This window comes from Streptomyces sp. NPDC004111 (genome assembly GCF_042874215.1).
GTDB lineage: Bacteria > Actinomycetota > Actinomycetes > Streptomycetales > Streptomycetaceae > Streptomyces.
Window position 1 is genome coordinate 11,079 of record NZ_JBIAMU010000015.1, and the last position, 16,011, is coordinate 27,089.

The following is a 16,011-nucleotide window of genomic DNA, read 5'->3' on the forward strand; positions in this document are numbered from 1 at the left end:
CCCGGCGGGCGGTGTCGGCGGCACTGCCGCGCAGGTGGGGAGGGAGTGCCGAGCTGCGCGGCGACACCGTTGACTACCCTGTGATCCCAACGGTACTTACGGGGGACGGAGTTGGACCGTGGCGTTGTCCGTGGGGGACCCCGGATCGATCGGTGGCCACCAGATTCTGGACCGGCTCGGCACCGGGGGCATGGGGACCGTGTTCCTCGGCAGGTCGCCCTCGGGGCGTGAGGTCGCGGTCAAGCTGGTGCACGAGCAGTACGCCTCCGACGCGACCTTCCGCATCCGCTTCCGGCAGGAAGTGGCGGCTGCCCGGCGGGTGAGCGGCGCGTTCACCGCTCCGGTGGTGGACGCCGACCCGGAGGCGGCGCGGCCGTGGATGGCCACCCAGTACGTTCCCGGGCCCACCCTCGCCGAACAGCTCCACCAGCACGGCCCGCCGCCGGCGGCGGAACTGCGGCAGCTGGCGCTCGGGCTTGTCGAGGCGCTGCGGGACATCCACCGGGCCGGGGTCGTCCACCGGGACCTCAAACCGGCCAACGTCCTGATGGCCGCCGACGGGCCCCGCGTGATCGACTTCGGCATCTCCCGGGCCGCGGACCACCAGACGCTGACCGCGACCGGGCACGTGATGGGCACCCCGCCCTTCATGTCGCCGGAGCAGCTCAGCGACCCCCGCACCACCGGCCCGTCGTCGGACGTCTTCTCGCTGGCGGCGCTTCTGGTGTTCGCGGCGGTGGGGCGCGGTCCGTTCGACGCGGACAGCCCGTACATGACGGCGTACCAGGTGGTGCACGCCGCTCCGGAGCTGGACGAGGTGCCGCAGCCGCTGCGGCAGATCCTCGAACGGTGCCTGGCGAAGACGCCGGAGGAGCGGCCGGGGCTGGACACGCTGGCGCAGCTGTTCCTCGGCCTGCCGACCCGGGCCGGGGAGGTGGCCGGGGCACCGACGGCGGAGGCGACCCTCGTGGCGCGGGCCGACGAACCGCGGGCCGACGAACCTCGGGCTGCCGCACTGCGGGCCGACGTACCGAGAGCCGAAGCACCGCAGGCCGCCGCACCGCACCCCGCCGCGCCCGCGCCCGCCGCCACGCCCACCACCGCACCCGCCACCGGCGCGCCCGCGCCCACCCGGAGTCGCTCCCGGACCCGGCGGACCATGCTCGTCGCCGCGGCCTCCGTGGTGGTGCTCGGGCTCGGTGCCGGGGGTGTCGTCCAGTACCTCGAAGGGCGGGACAGCGGCCGGGGTGCCGCCTCCCCCGGCGCCGGGTCCGGCGGTGCGAACCCGGCGACCCCGGGGTCCGGCAACGCCGAGGCGCTGCCGGCCGGCTGGCGCCCCTGGCAGGCCGAGCTGCCCGTCGAGAACCCCGCGGCCGACCAGCCCGCCGCCGGTGCCGGCAACGTCCGCTGTCTGACGGCGGGCCCGGCCACCTACTGCGGCGGCTACGACCTCCGTTCGGTACGGCTCGACCAGGCCACCGGCCGCATCCTGTGGCAGGCCAAGGCCCGGCGGAAGGGGCCGTCCGACGGCACCGTCAACAACTCCGCGCCGCTCGGCGCCGTCCCCGAGGCGGTCCTCGTCAGCGAGGTGGACAGCGACGGCGCCGCCCGGCTGGTGTCCCTCTCCGCCACCGACGGCAGCCGGCTCTGGGAGCGGCAGGCCGCCCCCGACGTCTACATGAGCGGCGCGGTCGTCGGCCGGCTCGCCGTGGGACCCGGCCTCAAGGGCGACGCCCTGGTGGCGCGCGACATGGTCAGCGGCGAGACGCGGTGGACCTCCTTCGACCCGGAGGGGCTGCGCTGCAACCCGCTCGCCATGCAGGGCAAGCTCTACGCCAAGTGCGCCGACGACCGCGGCGACGAGCCGAACCGGATCACCTATCTCCGTTACGACGCGGCCACCGGCAGGCCGACCCGGATCGCCACCTACGGCGAGGGGTACGAGCTGGTGGGCGAGACCGGTGAGCGGCTGGTGTTCGCGAAGTGGTCGCGCACCGACCCCGACTCGGCGGCCCGGCACGCCAACGGGGCGGGCGAGTTCGCCGCCCTGGAGCTGCGCGACCCCACCGGGGCGCGGCCCGTGGAGACCGTGCGGCTGGACCGGCCCAGGACCGGGACACCGCGGCTCGTCGGCGACACGCTCTGCTTCGTGAACCCGGCGGGCACCGTCGGCGCCCTCTCCGCGGCGAGCGGCAAGGGCCGGTGGGAGACGCCGTTGAAGGTCCCGGGCCTCGGCCTGCCGCAGCCCGACCGCGCCAACCGCGTCCTGTACGTGCCGGCCGTCGACGGCCGGGTGCTGGCGCTGGACCTGCGCACCGGCAAGGAGCTGTGGCGGTCGGCGGCCCGGGGCGGCAGGGCGGTGGACGGTGCGGAGCCGGTGATGACGGTACGTACCGGGGGCGCGCTGCTGGTGACGCGTACGGACCGGACCGTCTTCGGCATCGCGCCCGAGCTGCCCGGCGGGGCCGGGCAGCGGCAGGGGAAGGCGGGCTGACCCCGCCCTCCCCCGTCGCCGTACCGCTGTCCTGCCGCTGCCGGGTCAGCCCAGCTTCGACACGTCGCGCACCGCGCCCTTGTCCGCGCTCGTCGCCATCGCGGCGTACGCGCGCAGGGCCTGGGAGACCTTGCGCTCGCGGTTCTTCGGGGCGTAGACGCCGCCGAGGGCCTCGCTGCGCTCGGCCAGTTCCTCGTCGCTCACCAGCAGTGCGATGGAGCGGTTCGGGATGTCGATGCGGATGCGGTCGCCGTCCTCGACGAGCGCGATGGCGCCGCCGGACGCGGCCTCCGGGGAGGCGTGGCCGATGGACAGGCCCGACGTGCCGCCGGAGAAGCGGCCGTCGGTGATCAGGGCGCACTGCTTGCCCAGGCCGGTGCCCTTGAGGTACGAGGTCGGGTAGAGCATCTCCTGCATGCCGGGGCCGCCCTTGGGGCCCTCGTACCGGATGACGACGACGTCGCCCGCCTTGACCTCCTTGAGGAGGATCTTCTCGACGGCCTGCTCCTGCGACTCGCAGACGACGGCCGGGCCCTCGAAGGTCCAGATCGACTCGTCGACGCCCGCCGTCTTCACGACACAGCCGTCGACGGCGAGGTTTCCGCGCAGGACCGCGAGGCCGCCGTCCTTGGAGTACGCGTGCTCGACGGAGCGGATGCACCCTTCGGCGGCGTCCGTGTCGAGGGTGTCCCAGCGCTCGGACTGCGAGAAGGCGGTGGCGGAGCGGACGCAGCCGGGGGCGGCGTGCCACAGCTCGACGGCCTCGGGGGCGGGGGAGCCGCCGCGCACGTCCCAGTTCTTGAGCCACTCGGCGAGGGAGGCGGAGTGGACGGAGTGGACGTTCTCGTTGAGGAGTCCGCCCCGGTGGAGTTCGCCGAGGATGGCGGGGATGCCGCCCGCGCGGTGCACGTCCTCCATGTAGTACGTGCGGTTCTTGGCGACGTTGGGCGCGACCTTGGACAGGCAGGGGACGCGGCGCGAGATCTGGTCCATCTCGGGGAGGCCGAAGTCGAGTTCGGCCTCCTGGGCGGCGGCGAGGAGGTGCAGGATCGTGTTGGTGGAGCCGCCCATGGCGATGTCGAGGGCCATGGCGTTCTCGAACGCGGCGCGGGAGGCGATGGCGCGCGGGAGGACGGTCGCGTCGTCCTGCTCGTAGTACCGCTGGGTGATCTCGACGATGGTGCGGCCCGCGTTCTCGTACAGCGCGCGGCGGGCGGTGTGGGTGGCGAGCGTCGAGCCGTTGCCGGGGAGCGCGAGGCCGATGGCCTCGGCGAGGCAGTTCATCGAGTTCGCGGTGAACATGCCGGAACAGGAGCCGCAGGTGGGGCAGGCGTTCTCCTCGATACGGAGCATGTCCGCGTCGGAGATCTTGTCGTTGACGGCGTCCGACATCGCGTCGACGAGGTCGAGGGTGCGGACGGTGCCGTCGACGAGGGTGGCCCGGCCGGACTCCATGGGGCCGCCGGAGACGAAGATCGTGGGGATGTTGAGGCGGAGGGCCGCGTTCAGCATGCCGGGGGTGATCTTGTCGCAGTTGGAGATGCAGATCAGGGCGTCGGCGCAGTGGGCCTCGACCATGTACTCCACGCTGTCCGCGATCAGGTCGCGGGAGGGGAGGGAGTAGAGCATTCCGCCGTGGCCCATGGCGATGCCGTCGTCGACCGCGATGGTGTTGAACTCGCGGGGGACGGCACCGGCGGCGTGGATCGCCTCGGAGACGATGCGGCCCACGGGGGCGAGGTGGGTGTGGCCGGGGACGAACTCGGTGAAGGAGTTGGCGACCGCGATGATCGGCTTGCCGATGTCCTCGCTCGCTACACCGGAGGCGCGCATGAGCGCGCGGGCGCCTGCCATGTTGCGGCCGTGGGTGACGGTGCGGGACCTCAGCTCGGGCATCGGGTTCACTTCCCTGGGGGTACGAGTGCGAGTGACGTCGAGCGTACGCCTTGGGTCCGGGGGGTGGACGGGGTGTCCGGGGAGCGGGACGCGGGGCGGGGGGTGGAGGGGGTACGGGGGCGGGGGCGTCCGGGGCGGGGAGCGTGCGGCTTCGCCGGGGGCCGCCCCCTTGCCCGCCCGTTCCGCCCCCGGGGGGCGGCCCCGCCGCCCAAGGGGGCGGGGGCGGGGTGGGCGGCGCCGCCGCCCAAGGGGGCGGTCAGGTGGTGAGGTAGGTCTGGAGGACGGGGCCCACGAGCTGGACCACCTGTTCGACGTCCACCGATGCCAGGGGGTCCGCCTCGATCACGTAGCGCAGGATCGCGACGCCGATCATCTGCGCGGCGGCCAGTTCGGCGCGGAGCGTGGGGTCCGGGACGGAGAGTTCGGCCGCGATGCGCTCCAGCAGGTGGCGCAGTACGAAGCCGCGCAGCACCTTCGCGGCGCCCTCGTGGGTCAGCGCGGAACGGACGACGGCGAGCAGCGGGGCGCGGGTGGCAGCGTCCTCCCAGACGCCGAGGAACGCGCGGGCCAGCCGTTCGCCGAGCTGGTCGGGCGGGCCGTCCAGCAGGCGCGTCAGGACCAGGGCGGGCTCGAAGGACATCTCGATGGCGGCGGCGAAGACGTCGTCCTTGGTGCCGAAGTAGTGGTGCACGAGTGCCGCGTCGACCCCGGCGGCACGGGCGATGCCGCGCACGGAGGTCTTGTCGTAGCCGCGCTCGGCGAACTCGCCGCGGGCGGCGAGGAGGATGCGGTCCCGGGTGGCGGGCCCGGCCGCGTCCCGGGCACTGCGGGAGGGCCGGCCGCGACGGCGGGGTGCGGGGCCGGCGGGGGCGGAGGCGGGGTCCGCGGAGGAGCCGGGGCCGGTGGAGGAGCCGGGGCCGGTGGGCGGGGCCGGGGCGGGGCCGGCGTCGGGCTTCGGGCCGTCGGGCGGGGGCCCGGTCATGTGCCCGGCACGCGCGCCGGTCGCGCCGGGGTGCCCGGCGCGGAGGCCGACGCCAGGTGCAGCCGGGTGAAGGCGAGCGCCTCCGCCAGGTCGGCCTCGCGTTCGGCGGACGACATGGCCCGGCGGGTGTTGACCTCGACGACCACGTGGCCGTCGAAGCCGGAGGCGGCCAGCCGCTCCAGGAGCTGGGCGCAGGGCTGGGTGCCGCGGCCGGGGACGAGGTGCTCGTCCTTGGCCGAGCCGTTGCCGTCCGCGAGGTGGACGTGGCCGAGCCGGTCGCCCATGCGGTCGATCATGGCCATGGCGTCGGTGCGGGCGGTCGCGGTGTGCGAGAGGTCGACGGTGAAGTGCCGGTAGTCGTCCTTGGTGACGTCCCACTCGGGGGCGTACGCGAGCATCTCGCGGTCCTTGTACCGCCACGGGTACATGTTTTCGACCGCGAAGCGGACGTCCGTCTCCTCCGCCATCCGCCAGATCCCGGAGACGAAGTCGCGTGCGTAGCCGCGCTGCCAGCGGAACGGCGGGTGGACGACGACGGTGGAGGCGCCCAGCTTCTCCGCGGCGGCCTGCGCGCGCTGGAGCTTGACCCACGGGTCGGTCGACCAGACCCGCTGGGTGATCAGCAGACACGGGGCGTGCACCGCGAGGACGGGGACACCGTGATAGTCGGAGAGTCTGCGCAGTGCCTCGATGTCCTGGCTGACGGGATCCGTCCACACCATGACCTCGACACCGTCGTAGCCGAGGCGTGCGGCGATCTCGAAGGCCGTCGCCGTCGACTCCGGGTAGACGGAGGCCGTGGACAGCGCGACCTTCGCATCCGGGATGCGCACCGCTGGTTTCGCCACTTCTGCCACGAGGGACAGCGTACGGTCCCCCGCTCCGGCTCGGGGAGGCGAGGGGGCAAAGGGCCCGTCCGCCGCCCGTTCCCGGCCACCCGGACACCCGGCTGCCCGCCACCCGGCCCCCGGCTGCCCGCCACCCGGCTCCCCGCCCCGGGCCTCCGGCCGTCCGCCCCGGGCCTCCCGCGCGCTCCCGCCGGCCGGCCCGTACGGAGGCTCCTCAGGACGAGGGCAGGTTGTCCAGCCGGCGCAGGATGACGCCCTCCCGCAGCGCCCACGGACAGATCTCCAGCGTCTGCACCTCGAAGAGGTCCATGGCGGCCTCGGCGACCAGGGCTCCCGCGACGAGCTGCGGGGCGCGCTCCACCGACACGCCGGGCAGGCCCGCGCGCTGCTCGGCGGTCATCGCGGCCAGCTTGGGCACCCACTCCTCCAGCGAGCTGCGGCTCAGCTCGCGCTGGACGTAGAGGCCGTCCGCGGAGCGCGCGGCACCGGCGATCCGGGCGAGCTGCCGGAAGGTCTTGGAGGTGGCGACCACGTGGTCGGGCTTGCCGAACCGGGCGAACTCCCCGACCGTACGGGCGATTTCGGCGCGTACATGTCGGCGGAGCGCGCGTACGTCCTGGGTGTCGGGCGGGTCGCCGGGCAGCCGGCCCGCGGTCAGCCGCCCGGCGCCGAGCGGCAGGCTGACGGCCGCGTCGGGGTCCTCGTCGATGCCGTACGCGATCTCCAGCGAGCCACCGCCGATGTCGAGCAGCAGCAGCTTGCCCGCCGACCAGCCGAACCAGCGGCGGGCCGCCAGGAAGGTCAGCCGGGCCTCGTCCTCGCCGGACAGCACCTGGAGGTCGGCGCCCGTCTCCTCGCGGACCCGGGTCAGTACGAGATCGGCGTTGCTGGCCTCCCGGACGGCCGAGGTGGCGAACGGCAGGACGTCCTCGCAGCCCTTGTCCTCGGCCGCCTGCATCGCCTCCCCGACGGTGCTGACCAGGAGGTCTATGCCTTCGGGGCTGATCGCACCGCCCTCGTCGAGCAGCTGGGCGAGGCGGAGTTCCGCCTTGTAGGAATGCGCGGGAAGCGGGCGGGCGCCGCGATGGGCGTCCACCACCAGCAGGTGCACCGTGTTCGAACCGACGTCGAGGACTCCGAGTCTCATGTACGGAACGCTACTGCGGCGCGCCGGACCCGCCGCTGCGCCTACCCTTGCCCCGTGCCAAAGACGAAAAAGGCGAAGCCGGGAAAAGCCGCCAAGCAGTCGAAGCCGGACGTGGCGAAGAACGACGAGCAGGGGCTGGACTTCGCCCGTGCGTGGGTCGAGTTCCCCGATCCGGAGGATGCGGAACAGGTCTTCCGGTGCGACCTGACCTGGCTGACCTCGAAGTGGACGTGCATTTTCGGAAGCGGCTGCCAGGGCATCAGGCTGGGGCGCGCGGACGACGGCTGCTGCACGCTGGGGGCGCACTTCTCCGACGAGGACGACGAGCAGCGGGTGGCCGGCCACGTGGCCCGGCTGACGCCGGACATCTGGCAGTTCCACGACGTGGCGCAGACGTCCCGGGGCGTGAAGGGCCCGAACGGCGGCTGGGTGCAGACCGACGAGGACGGTGACCGCCAGACGCGGCGCTGGGAGGGCTCCTGCATCTTCCAGAACCGGCCCGGTTTCGCGGGCGGCGCGGGCTGCTCGCTGCACATCCTCGCGCTGCGCGAGGGCAAGGAACCCCTGGAGACCAAGCCGGACGTGTGCTGGCAGCTGCCGGTGCGGCGGACCTACGACTGGATCGAGCGGCCGGACGACACGAAGATCCTCCAGGTCACGATCGGTGAGTACGACCGGCGCGGCTGGGGGCCCGGCGGCCACGACCTGCACTGGTGGTGCACCTCCGCGACCTCCGCGCACGGTGCGGGCGACCCCGTCTACGTGTCCTACCGCCCCGAGCTGACCGAGCTGATGGGGGCCGGGGGCTACGCGAAGCTCGCCGAGCTGTGCGAGGCCCGTCTCGCCTCCCAGCTGCCGCTGGTGGCCCCGCACCCGGCGGACCCGACGGGCTGAGCCCGTCCGCGGGGGCGGCCGGGGGCCGTGTCAGGAGGGTGACGGCGTCGCCGGAGGGTCCGAGGGCGGCGGGGTGGTCGGCGGCTCCGACGGCGGCGGCGTGCTCGGCGGGTCCGTGGGCGGTGTGGTCGGCGGGTCCGTCGGCGGGGTGGTCGGCGGATCGGTGGGCGGCGTGGTGGGCGGGTCCGTCGGCGGGGTGGTCGGCGGGTCCGTGGGCGGCGTGGTCGGCGGATCGGTGGGCGGGTGCGTCGGCGGCGTGGTCGGCGGGTCCGTGGGCTGTGTCGGGGAGGGGCCTGGGGTCCCGCCCGGGGTCGGCCCGGGGTCACCGCCGTGGCCCGGGTCCGTACCGGGTCCGGTCGGCGCCGTGCCCCTGCCGGAGACGGATATCACCGCCCCGGAGGGCGACACCCCGAGCCGGGCGGTCCAGGGGTCGGCGGGCTCCCTGCTCCGGTCGACCGTGATGTAGACGGTGGCGGACTCGCCGGGCGCCAGGGTTCCGGCGCTGCGGCTCAGGTGCAGCCAGGGCGCGTTGGACCACATCGACCAGGTGACCGGCCCGGCCCCCGACACGGCGAGCCGGACCACCGTCGTACCGCCCGAGGGCACCGCGGTCACGGTCAGCGTGCCCGCGCCGGGCGAAGTGCGGCCCGGGGTCAGGACCTTGACGGCGACCCCCGGGCCGCCGCGGGAGCCCCGGTCGGCCCCGTCGTGCGCGTTGCCCGCGTTCTCGTAGCCGCTGGTGGAGCCCTCGTACGGGGTGCCGTCGCGCCCCGGCACGCCGTCCTCCTCGCTGGCGGTGACCGAGGCGCCGCGCGGCCCCTCGCCCGTCGCGGGGGCGCCCCGGTAGGCGGCCCACAGCGCCAAGACCGGGGCGGCGACCACGGTGGCCACCACCGTCGTGGTGACGGCGCGGGTGCGCAGCCGCTCCCGGCGCGCGGCCCGGTCCTTGGGGTCGAGCGGGAATCCGGTGCGGTCGAAGCGCGGGGTGTTGTTCCGGGGCACGCGCGGGGCGTGCAGCATCGCCGCGTACGCCGCCGCCCTGGGTGCCTCGACCAGGGGGAGGCGGCCGGGGGAGGCGCCGGTGCCGGGCCACGGGCCGCTCGCGCCCGCGCGCTCGGCGGCGCGCCGGCAGAGCGGGCAGTCGTCGACGTGCCGGACCAGTTCGCCGCGGAGCGCGGTGCTGAGCAGCACCTGGCTGTCGTCGGTGAGCCGGGCGACGGTCGGGCAGTTGCCGGTCTCGACGACGATCAGGGCGGCCCGGGTGCGCTCCACCTCGCAGGCCGCGGCGGCCAGCAGTTCGCGCGCGGAGGCGTGGTCGAGGTTGAGGACGGAGGCGAGCTGGCGGGCGGTCAGGCCGTGCCGGACGGCCAGTTCGAGGGCCTCGCGCTGCTCGGGGGTGGTGCCGGCCGCCTCCGGCCAGGCGAGCCGGGTGAGGTCGGCGTGCCGGGCACGGGCCACGCTCGCCTCGACCGGGATCTCCGGTTCGGGGACGGCCGCGGGCGGGCGGTGGGACTGGTGGCCGCCGTGCGTGGCCTGGCGGCGGCGCTTGTCCTCGGCGAGCCGGCGCAGACAGCCCCAGCGGGCCAGCGCGTAGAGCCACGCCTTGCGCTCCGCCTCGTCGGTGGGGCAGCGGCCCTGGCTGCGCTCGGCGAGGGCCAGTACGTCGCCCAGTACCGCGGTCGCCACGTCGTGGTCGCGCAGCACGGAGAGCGCGTAGGTGAACAGCCCGTCCAGATGGGGTTCGTAGCGGGTCGGCGGGCGCTGGGCGAGCGTGCGGGGCGCACGCCGGTGCGCGCGGCGCGCCCCGGTGGCACCCGCCGAGGTGCTCTGGGCGGTGTCGGCGCCCAGGGAGGGGCCCGCGCCCCCTGGGCTCCCGGCGGTGCCGGTGTTCCCGGAGGGGCCCGTGGCGCCGGTTTTCCCGGTGGTGCGTGTGGGGTGCTCCCGCCTGCTGCTCGTCATCCGGCCGACCGTAGGCGCGTCACACCCGCCCCCTGGCTCACCTGGCGCCCATTTAATCCGTACGGGTGAACAGATCCCTCAAAAGAGGACAGGAATCGCGGATTCCGCCCCTGTTCGGCCCTTACCGGTGGCCTATGCCCTCACCCACCGCGACGATGCCCGGCGCTCCCGCGCACTCCCCCGCGGGCGGCCCCCGGCCGCGTTGTCAGTGCGCGTCTGTACGGTGACGCCATGGCTGCCCGTACGAAATCCGCGAAGGACCGGCCGTCCTACCGCTGCACCGAGTGCGGCTGGACGACCGCCAAGTGGCTCGGCCGTTGCCCGGAGTGCCAGGCCTGGGGGACCGTCGAGGAGTACGGCGCGCCCGCGGTCCGCACCACCGCCGCGGGCCGGGTCTCCACGGCCGCGCTCCCCATCGGCCAGGTCGACGGCCGCACCGCCACCGCCCGCTCCACCGGCGTCGACGAACTGGACCGGGTGCTGGGCGGCGGCCTGGTGCCGGGCGCCGTGGTGCTGCTCGCGGGCGAGCCGGGCGTGGGCAAGTCCACCCTGCTGCTCGACGTCGCCGCCAAGGCGGCCAGCGAGGAGCACCGCACCCTGTACGTCACGGGCGAGGAGTCGGCGAGCCAGGTCCGGCTGCGCGCCGACCGCATCAACGCCCTCGACGACCACCTCTACCTCGCCGCCGAGACCGACCTCTCCGCCGTCCTCGGCCACCTCGACGCGGTCAAGCCGTCCCTGCTGATCATGGACTCCGTGCAGACCGTCGCCTCCCCCGAGATCGACGGCGCGCCCGGCGGCATGGCCCAGGTCAGGGAGGTCGCGGGCGCCCTCATCCGGGCCTCCAAGGAGCGCGGCATGTCGACCCTCCTGGTCGGCCACGTCACCAAGGACGGCAACATCGCCGGCCCCCGCCTCCTGGAGCACCTGGTCGACGTCGTCCTCTCCTTCGAGGGCGACCGGCACGCCCGGCTGCGGCTGGTCCGCGGCGTGAAGAACCGGTACGGGGCCACCGACGAGGTCGGCTGCTTCGAACTGCACGACGAGGGCATCACCGGCCTCGCCGACCCCTCCGGCCTCTTCCTCACCCGCCGCGACATCGCCGTGCCCGGCACCTGCCTGACCGTCACCCTGGAGGGCCGCCGCCCCCTGGTCGCCGAGGTCCAGGCCCTCACCGTCGACTCCCAGATCCCCTCCCCCCGCCGCACCACCTCCGGCCTGGAGACCTCCCGCGTCTCGATGATGCTGGCGGTCCTCGAACAGCGCGGGCGGATCAGCGCGCTCGGCAAGCGCGACATCTACTGCGCCACGGTCGGCGGCGTGAAGCTCTCCGAACCCGCCTCGGACCTGGCCGTCGCCCTCGCCCTGGCCTCGGCCGCCAGCGACACCCCGCTGCCCAAGAACCTCGTCGCGATCGGCGAGGTGGGCCTCGCCGGAGAGGTCCGCCGGGTAACGGGCGTACAACGAAGACTGGCCGAGGCGCACCGGCTGGGATTCACCCACGCGCTGGTTCCGGGCGACCCGGGCCGTGTTCCCGCAGGAATGAAGGTGACCGAGGTGGCGGACATGGGCGCCGCCCTGAGCGTCCTTCCGCGCCGGTCTCGCGCACAGGCCCCACGGAGCGAGGAGGAGCGCCGGTAGACTTTGCCCTGGTCTCGCCTGTCCACCGCGTACGCGAGGCGAAGTTGACCGTCCCTGCCAGGGACGGCCCCGACCCGTGACCCCCGTGACCGGAGGAGTGCAGTGGCAGCCAACGACCGGGCCTCGTCACCCGGAAAGTCCGGCGGAGGCTCCAGCACCTCGGGCTCCGGCAACGAGGCCCAGATCCGCGCCTCGCTGAGCGCCGTAGCGCCCGGCATGGCGCTGCGCGACGGCCTGGAGCGCATTCTGCGCGGCAACACCGGCGGACTGATCGTCCTCGGCATGGACAAGACCGTCGAGTCGATGTGCACCGGCGGCTTCGTCCTCGACGTCGAGTTCACCGCGACCCGGCTGCGCGAGCTGTGCAAGCTGGACGGCGCGCTGATCCTCGACAAGGACATGACCAAGATCCTGCGGGCGGGCGTCCAGCTGGTGCCCGACGCGTCGATCCACACCGAGGAGACCGGCACCCGGCACCGCACGGCGGACCGCGTCTCCAAGCAGTGCAACTTCCCCGTCGTCTCGGTCTCCCAGTCGATGCGGCTGATCGCTCTGTACGTGAACGGCGAGCGCCGCGTGCTGGAGGAGTCGGCCGCGATCCTCTCCCGGGCGAACCAGGCGCTGGCCACCCTGGAGCGGTACAAGCTCCGCCTCGACGAGGTCGCGGGCACCCTCTCCGCCCTGGAGATCGAGGACCTGGTGACGGTCCGCGACGTCACGGCCGTGGCGCAGCGCCTGGAGATGGTCCGCCGGATCGCCACCGAGATCGCCGAGTACGTGGTCGAGCTGGGCACGGACGGCCGTCTGCTCTCCCTCCAGCTGGACGAGCTGATCGCCGGTGTCGAGCCGGAGCGCGAACTGGTCGTACGGGACTACGTGCCCGAGCCGACGGCGAAGCGCTCGCGCACGGTGGGCGAGGCGCTCACCGAGCTGGACGCGCTGACCCACGGCGAGCTGCTGGAACTGCCGATAGTGGCGAGGGCGTTGGGCTACAGCGGCTCGCCCGAGACGCTGGACTCGGCGGTGTCGCCGCGGGGCTACCGCCTGCTGGCGAAGGTGCCGCGCCTTCCCGGCGCGATCATCGAGCGGCTGGTCGAGCACTTCGGCGGGCTGCAGAAGCTGCTCGCCGCGAGCGTCGACGACCTCCAGACGGTCGACGGCGTCGGCGAGGCAAGGGCCCGCTCGGTCCGCGAGGGCCTCTCCCGCCTGGCGGAGTCCTCGATCCTCGAACGCTACGTCTGAGAGCCCGGGTACACGGCCGCGGCCGATACGCGACCGCTCGCGCAGTTGCCCGCGCCCCTTCGAGGGGGCGCGGGCAACTGCGCGAGCGGCCCACAACGCTCTGCCTGATCAGTCCTTCTTCAGGTAGACCGAAGCCGGTACCTTCGCCCCCACCAGTTCCACCACGTACGTCCCCGGCGGGACCGAACCGCCCGCCGGTGCCTCGCACTTCTTCGCGTCGCTGCGGGTGCGGTCCCACTCCACGGGGTGGGTGACCGTCGTCTTCGCCGGGACGCGGAGCATCAGCGACCTGGCGCCCTCGGGGCAGTCCTTGGAGGACCAGACCGTGTCGCCGTCGGTGTTCTTCACGTTGACCACCGCCGCCGCCGGACCGAAGTCCAGCTTGCAGTCCGCGGCCGAGAGGTTCTTCGCGACGACCTCGAACTTGGCCTTCTTGTCGACGTCGACGTCGTTCTGCACGGTGCGCACGGTCAACTCGACCGAGGCGGGCGCACAGGTGACGAGCGGTGAGTTCGCCGGGACCTGCTGACCGGCACCACCGGCACCGCCGCCGCCACCGGCACCGCCCGCACCGCCCGAGCCGCCGGAACCCCCGCCGGCCCCCGCCGAACCCGCGCCCGCCGCAGACCCGTCGGCGCCGCCGGAGTCCGTACTCCCGCCGCCCGTGGAGCCGTTGTCCGCGCCGTCGCCGCCCGAGCCGCCGGGCTCGTCACGGCCGCCCGGTTCGCCCGGGACCACGGGGCCGGTGCCCGAGGGGCCGGGGGTGATGGAGGCGGCGGGCGACGGACCGCCCTTGCCCTTGCCGCTCTTGTCGCCGTCTCCCCCACCGGAGAGCACGGCCCAGAGCACCAGCACCACCAACAGCGCCAGCACGGACAGCCCGACGGCCCTCCGTCGCCAGTAAATGGAGGAGGGTAGCGGCCCGACTGGATTGCGCAGAGATCCCACGGCCTGAACTCTACGAGAGAAGCGGGCCCAACTCCTGCCCCACCCGCCGCTGTCACGACAACTTTTGCCGATCATCATTCCGGTCGGGCGGCGCCCGTCCGCCCCTCGCGCCCCCGCGCACCCCCTACTTTCGTCGGGGTCGGGGGATGACGTTCGCCGATTGTGTGTGCAGAGCCCACTTTCCGTACCTTCTGTGTTCATGGAAAGCAGCAGCGCGCTCTACCGCGCCATCCTCAACTTCGCGCACTCCACCCCCGGCTGGTTCCAGTACCTGGCGGAGATATGGACGGAGCTGGGGCTGCTGATCTTCGCGGGCCTGTTCCTTCTCGTGTGGTGGCGCGCCCGCGGCGACAGCGCGGCGGCCGTCGCGGTGGCCGTGCTGGCGCCGCTGGCCACCGGGGTGATGTACGTGGTGAGCGAGGTGTCCAAGTCGTTCATCCAGGAGGACCGGCCGTGCCGGGCCGTGGCCAGGGCGGCCCGGCCGTTGATCGAGTGCCCCGCGGTGGGCGACTGGTCCTTCCCCAGCAACCACTCCACGATCGCGGGCGCCGCCGCCGTCGGGCTCATCCTGGCGTGGCCGCGGCTCGCGGTGTTCGTCGCGCCGATGGCGCTGCTGATGGCGCTGTCCCGGGTGTTCGTCGGCGTGCACTACCCGCACGACGTCCTGGTGGGCCTGCTGGTCGGCGGGATCGGCGCGGGCCTGCTGGTGTGGGGCTCGGCCCGGCTCGCCCAGTCCTCGGTCATGTGGATGCGGGCGAGCAGCATAGGAGTGCTGCTGTGGTTCGCCGGACCGGGCACCACGCGGCGCACCCGGAGCCTGACATGACCGCGCCCGTGTCCCGCCTCGGCCGTCCGCACGGCGTTTCGTGCCAGGATCGGAAGTGCCATGACTGCGACCACTGAGTTCACTCCCGAGACCGAGACCGCACCCGCGACCGCGTCCAAGGGCGCGTACGAGAACGGCGACGGCCCCTCCGGCGCCGCGCTGCCCGTCCTGCACCCCCACGTCAACGCCTGGTTCGACGGCCACGCCCGCGACCTGCCCTGGCGGCACCCCGAAGCGGGTCCCTGGGGCGTGATGGTCAGCGAGTTCATGCTCCAGCAGACGCCGGTCAGCCGGGTGCTGCCGGTGTACGAGCAGTGGATGGCGCGCTGGCCGCGCCCCGCCGACCTGGCCGCCGAACCCTCCGGCGAGGCCGTCCGCGCCTGGGGCCGGCTCGGCTACCCGCGCCGCGCGCTGCGCCTGCACGGGGCGGCCACCGCCATAACGGAACGGCACGGCGGCGACGTGCCGCGGGAGCACTCGCAGCTCCTCGCGCTGCCCGGGATCGGCGAGTACACGGCCGCGGCCGTCGCCTCCTTCGCGTACGGGCAGCGGCACGCCGTCCTGGACACCAATGTGCGGCGGGTGATCGCCCGCGCGGTGACCGGCGTCGAGTACCCGCCGAACGCGACCACCGCCGCCGAGCGCAAGCTGGCCCGCGCGCTGCTGCCCGAGGACGTCCCCACCGCGGCCCGCTGGGCGGCCTCCTCGATGGAGCTCGGCGCCCTGGTCTGCACCGCGAAGAACCCGGAGTGCGGGCGCTGCCCGGTCTCCGCGCAGTGCGCCTGGCTGCAGGCGGGCAAGCCCCCGCACGAGGGTCCCGCCCGGCGCGCCCAGACGTACGCGGGCACCGACCGCCAGGTCCGCGGCCGGCTGCTGGCCGTACTGCGGGAGGCGACGACTCCCGTGCCGCAGGCGGCACTTGACGCCGTGTGGCACGAGCCGGTGCAACGGGCGCGCGCCCTGGACGGGCTGGTTTCGGACGGTCTGGTGGAGCCGCTGGCGGGCGACATGTACCGGCTTCCGCACAGCTAAACCTGCTGGAGCGCATTCGTCGTTACACAACCGATGGACAGCCGTGCGCCCTCCGAGCGCTGACCCGCACAACCCCGTGACAACCCCTCCGTAGCTTCATGA

General features: G+C 74.2%; 12 protein-coding genes. 6 read left to right on the plus strand and 6 right to left on the minus strand.

What is annotated here, in order from left to right; genetic code table 11:
- Positions 1-118: 118 nt before the first annotated feature.
- The gene (locus tag ACFYVL_RS27220) at positions 119-2,494 is read left to right on the plus strand and encodes a protein kinase (RefSeq protein ID WP_389249263.1); all 2,376 of its coding nucleotides are present in this window, start codon (positions 119-121) and stop codon (positions 2,492-2,494) included.
- 45 nt (positions 2,495-2,539) lie between these two features.
- Here the strand turns inward: ACFYVL_RS27220 and ilvD are convergent, their stop codons facing one another.
- From ilvD to ACFYVL_RS27240, 4 genes are all read right to left on the minus strand, one after another.
- Complete coding sequence (gene ilvD, locus ACFYVL_RS27225) at positions 2,540-4,390, minus strand: dihydroxy-acid dehydratase (protein ID WP_389249265.1); 1,851 nt, start codon at positions 4,388-4,390, stop codon at positions 2,540-2,542.
- Between the two features lie 256 nt (positions 4,391-4,646).
- On the minus strand, positions 4,647-5,372 hold the full coding sequence (locus ACFYVL_RS27230; protein ID WP_389249267.1) for a TetR family transcriptional regulator: 726 nt from the start codon (positions 5,370-5,372) through the stop codon (positions 4,647-4,649).
- Positions 5,369-6,220: a sugar phosphate isomerase/epimerase family protein gene (locus ACFYVL_RS27235; RefSeq protein WP_389249773.1), complete on the minus strand. Its 852-nt coding sequence runs from the start codon at positions 6,218-6,220 to the stop codon at positions 5,369-5,371. The genes ACFYVL_RS27230 and ACFYVL_RS27235 overlap by 4 nt, the downstream gene beginning before the upstream one ends.
- Before the next feature lie 214 nt (positions 6,221-6,434).
- Positions 6,435-7,367: a Ppx/GppA family phosphatase gene (locus ACFYVL_RS27240; RefSeq protein WP_389249269.1), complete on the minus strand. Its 933-nt coding sequence runs from the start codon at positions 7,365-7,367 to the stop codon at positions 6,435-6,437.
- Between the two features lie 54 nt (positions 7,368-7,421).
- On the opposite strand from ACFYVL_RS27240, the gene ACFYVL_RS27245 reads away from it, so the two are divergent.
- A complete protein-coding gene (locus ACFYVL_RS27245; RefSeq protein ID WP_389249271.1) occupies positions 7,422-8,261 on the plus strand; it encodes a hypothetical protein in 840 nt (279 codons plus the stop codon).
- 30 nt (positions 8,262-8,291) lie between these two features.
- Here ACFYVL_RS27245 and ACFYVL_RS27250 read toward each other — a convergent pair whose 3' ends face one another.
- Positions 8,292-10,220, minus strand: a complete 1,929-nt coding sequence (locus ACFYVL_RS27250) for a hypothetical protein (protein WP_389249273.1) — start codon at positions 10,218-10,220, stop codon at positions 8,292-8,294.
- Positions 10,221-10,451: 231 nt separating this feature from the next.
- Between ACFYVL_RS27250 and radA the strand changes: the two genes are divergently transcribed.
- Both radA and disA read left to right on the plus strand, forming a co-directional pair.
- Complete coding sequence (gene radA / locus ACFYVL_RS27255; RefSeq protein ID WP_389249275.1) at positions 10,452-11,861, plus strand: DNA repair protein RadA; 1,410 nt, start codon at positions 10,452-10,454, stop codon at positions 11,859-11,861.
- Positions 11,862-11,963: 102 nt separating this feature from the next.
- Positions 11,964-13,103 carry a DNA integrity scanning diadenylate cyclase DisA gene (gene disA, locus ACFYVL_RS27260; protein WP_389249277.1) on the plus strand — a complete coding sequence of 380 codons (1,140 nt, stop codon included), beginning with the start codon at positions 11,964-11,966 and terminating at the stop codon, positions 13,101-13,103.
- Positions 13,104-13,211: 108 nt separating this feature from the next.
- Here the strand turns inward: disA and ACFYVL_RS27265 are convergent, their stop codons facing one another.
- The gene (locus ACFYVL_RS27265) at positions 13,212-14,051 is read right to left on the minus strand and encodes a hypothetical protein (RefSeq protein WP_389249279.1); all 840 of its coding nucleotides are present in this window, start codon (positions 14,049-14,051) and stop codon (positions 13,212-13,214) included.
- A gap of 199 nt (positions 14,052-14,250) precedes the next feature.
- On the opposite strand from ACFYVL_RS27265, the gene ACFYVL_RS27270 reads away from it, so the two are divergent.
- Positions 14,251-14,877 (plus strand): phosphatase PAP2 family protein, encoded by a 627-nt coding sequence (locus ACFYVL_RS27270; RefSeq protein WP_389249282.1) that lies wholly within the window; start codon positions 14,251-14,253, stop codon positions 14,875-14,877.
- Positions 14,878-14,937: 60 nt separating this feature from the next.
- The gene (locus ACFYVL_RS27275; protein ID WP_389249284.1) at positions 14,938-15,909 is read left to right on the plus strand and encodes an A/G-specific adenine glycosylase; all 972 of its coding nucleotides are present in this window, start codon (positions 14,938-14,940) and stop codon (positions 15,907-15,909) included.
- Positions 15,910-16,011 lie beyond the last annotated feature (102 nt).

Excerpts from the sequence above, each read along its gene's own strand:
- ACFYVL_RS27250 (WP_389249273.1), bottom strand. The coding sequence starts at position 10,220 with ATGACGAGCAGCAGGCGGGAGCACCCCACACGCACCACCGGGAAAACC.
- ACFYVL_RS27230 (WP_389249267.1), bottom strand. The coding sequence starts at position 5,372 with ATGACCGGGCCCCCGCCCGACGGCCCGAAGCCCGACGCCGGCCCCGCC.
- radA (WP_389249275.1), top strand. The coding sequence starts at position 10,452 with ATGGCTGCCCGTACGAAATCCGCGAAGGACCGGCCGTCCTACCGCTGC.
- ACFYVL_RS27270 (WP_389249282.1), top strand. The coding sequence starts at position 14,251 with ATGGAAAGCAGCAGCGCGCTCTACCGCGCCATCCTCAACTTCGCGCAC.
- ACFYVL_RS27275 (WP_389249284.1), top strand. The coding sequence starts at position 14,938 with ATGACTGCGACCACTGAGTTCACTCCCGAGACCGAGACCGCACCCGCG.
- ACFYVL_RS27240 (WP_389249269.1), bottom strand. The coding sequence starts at position 7,367 with ATGAGACTCGGAGTCCTCGACGTCGGTTCGAACACGGTGCACCTGCTG.
- ilvD (WP_389249265.1), bottom strand. The coding sequence starts at position 4,390 with ATGCCCGAGCTGAGGTCCCGCACCGTCACCCACGGCCGCAACATGGCA.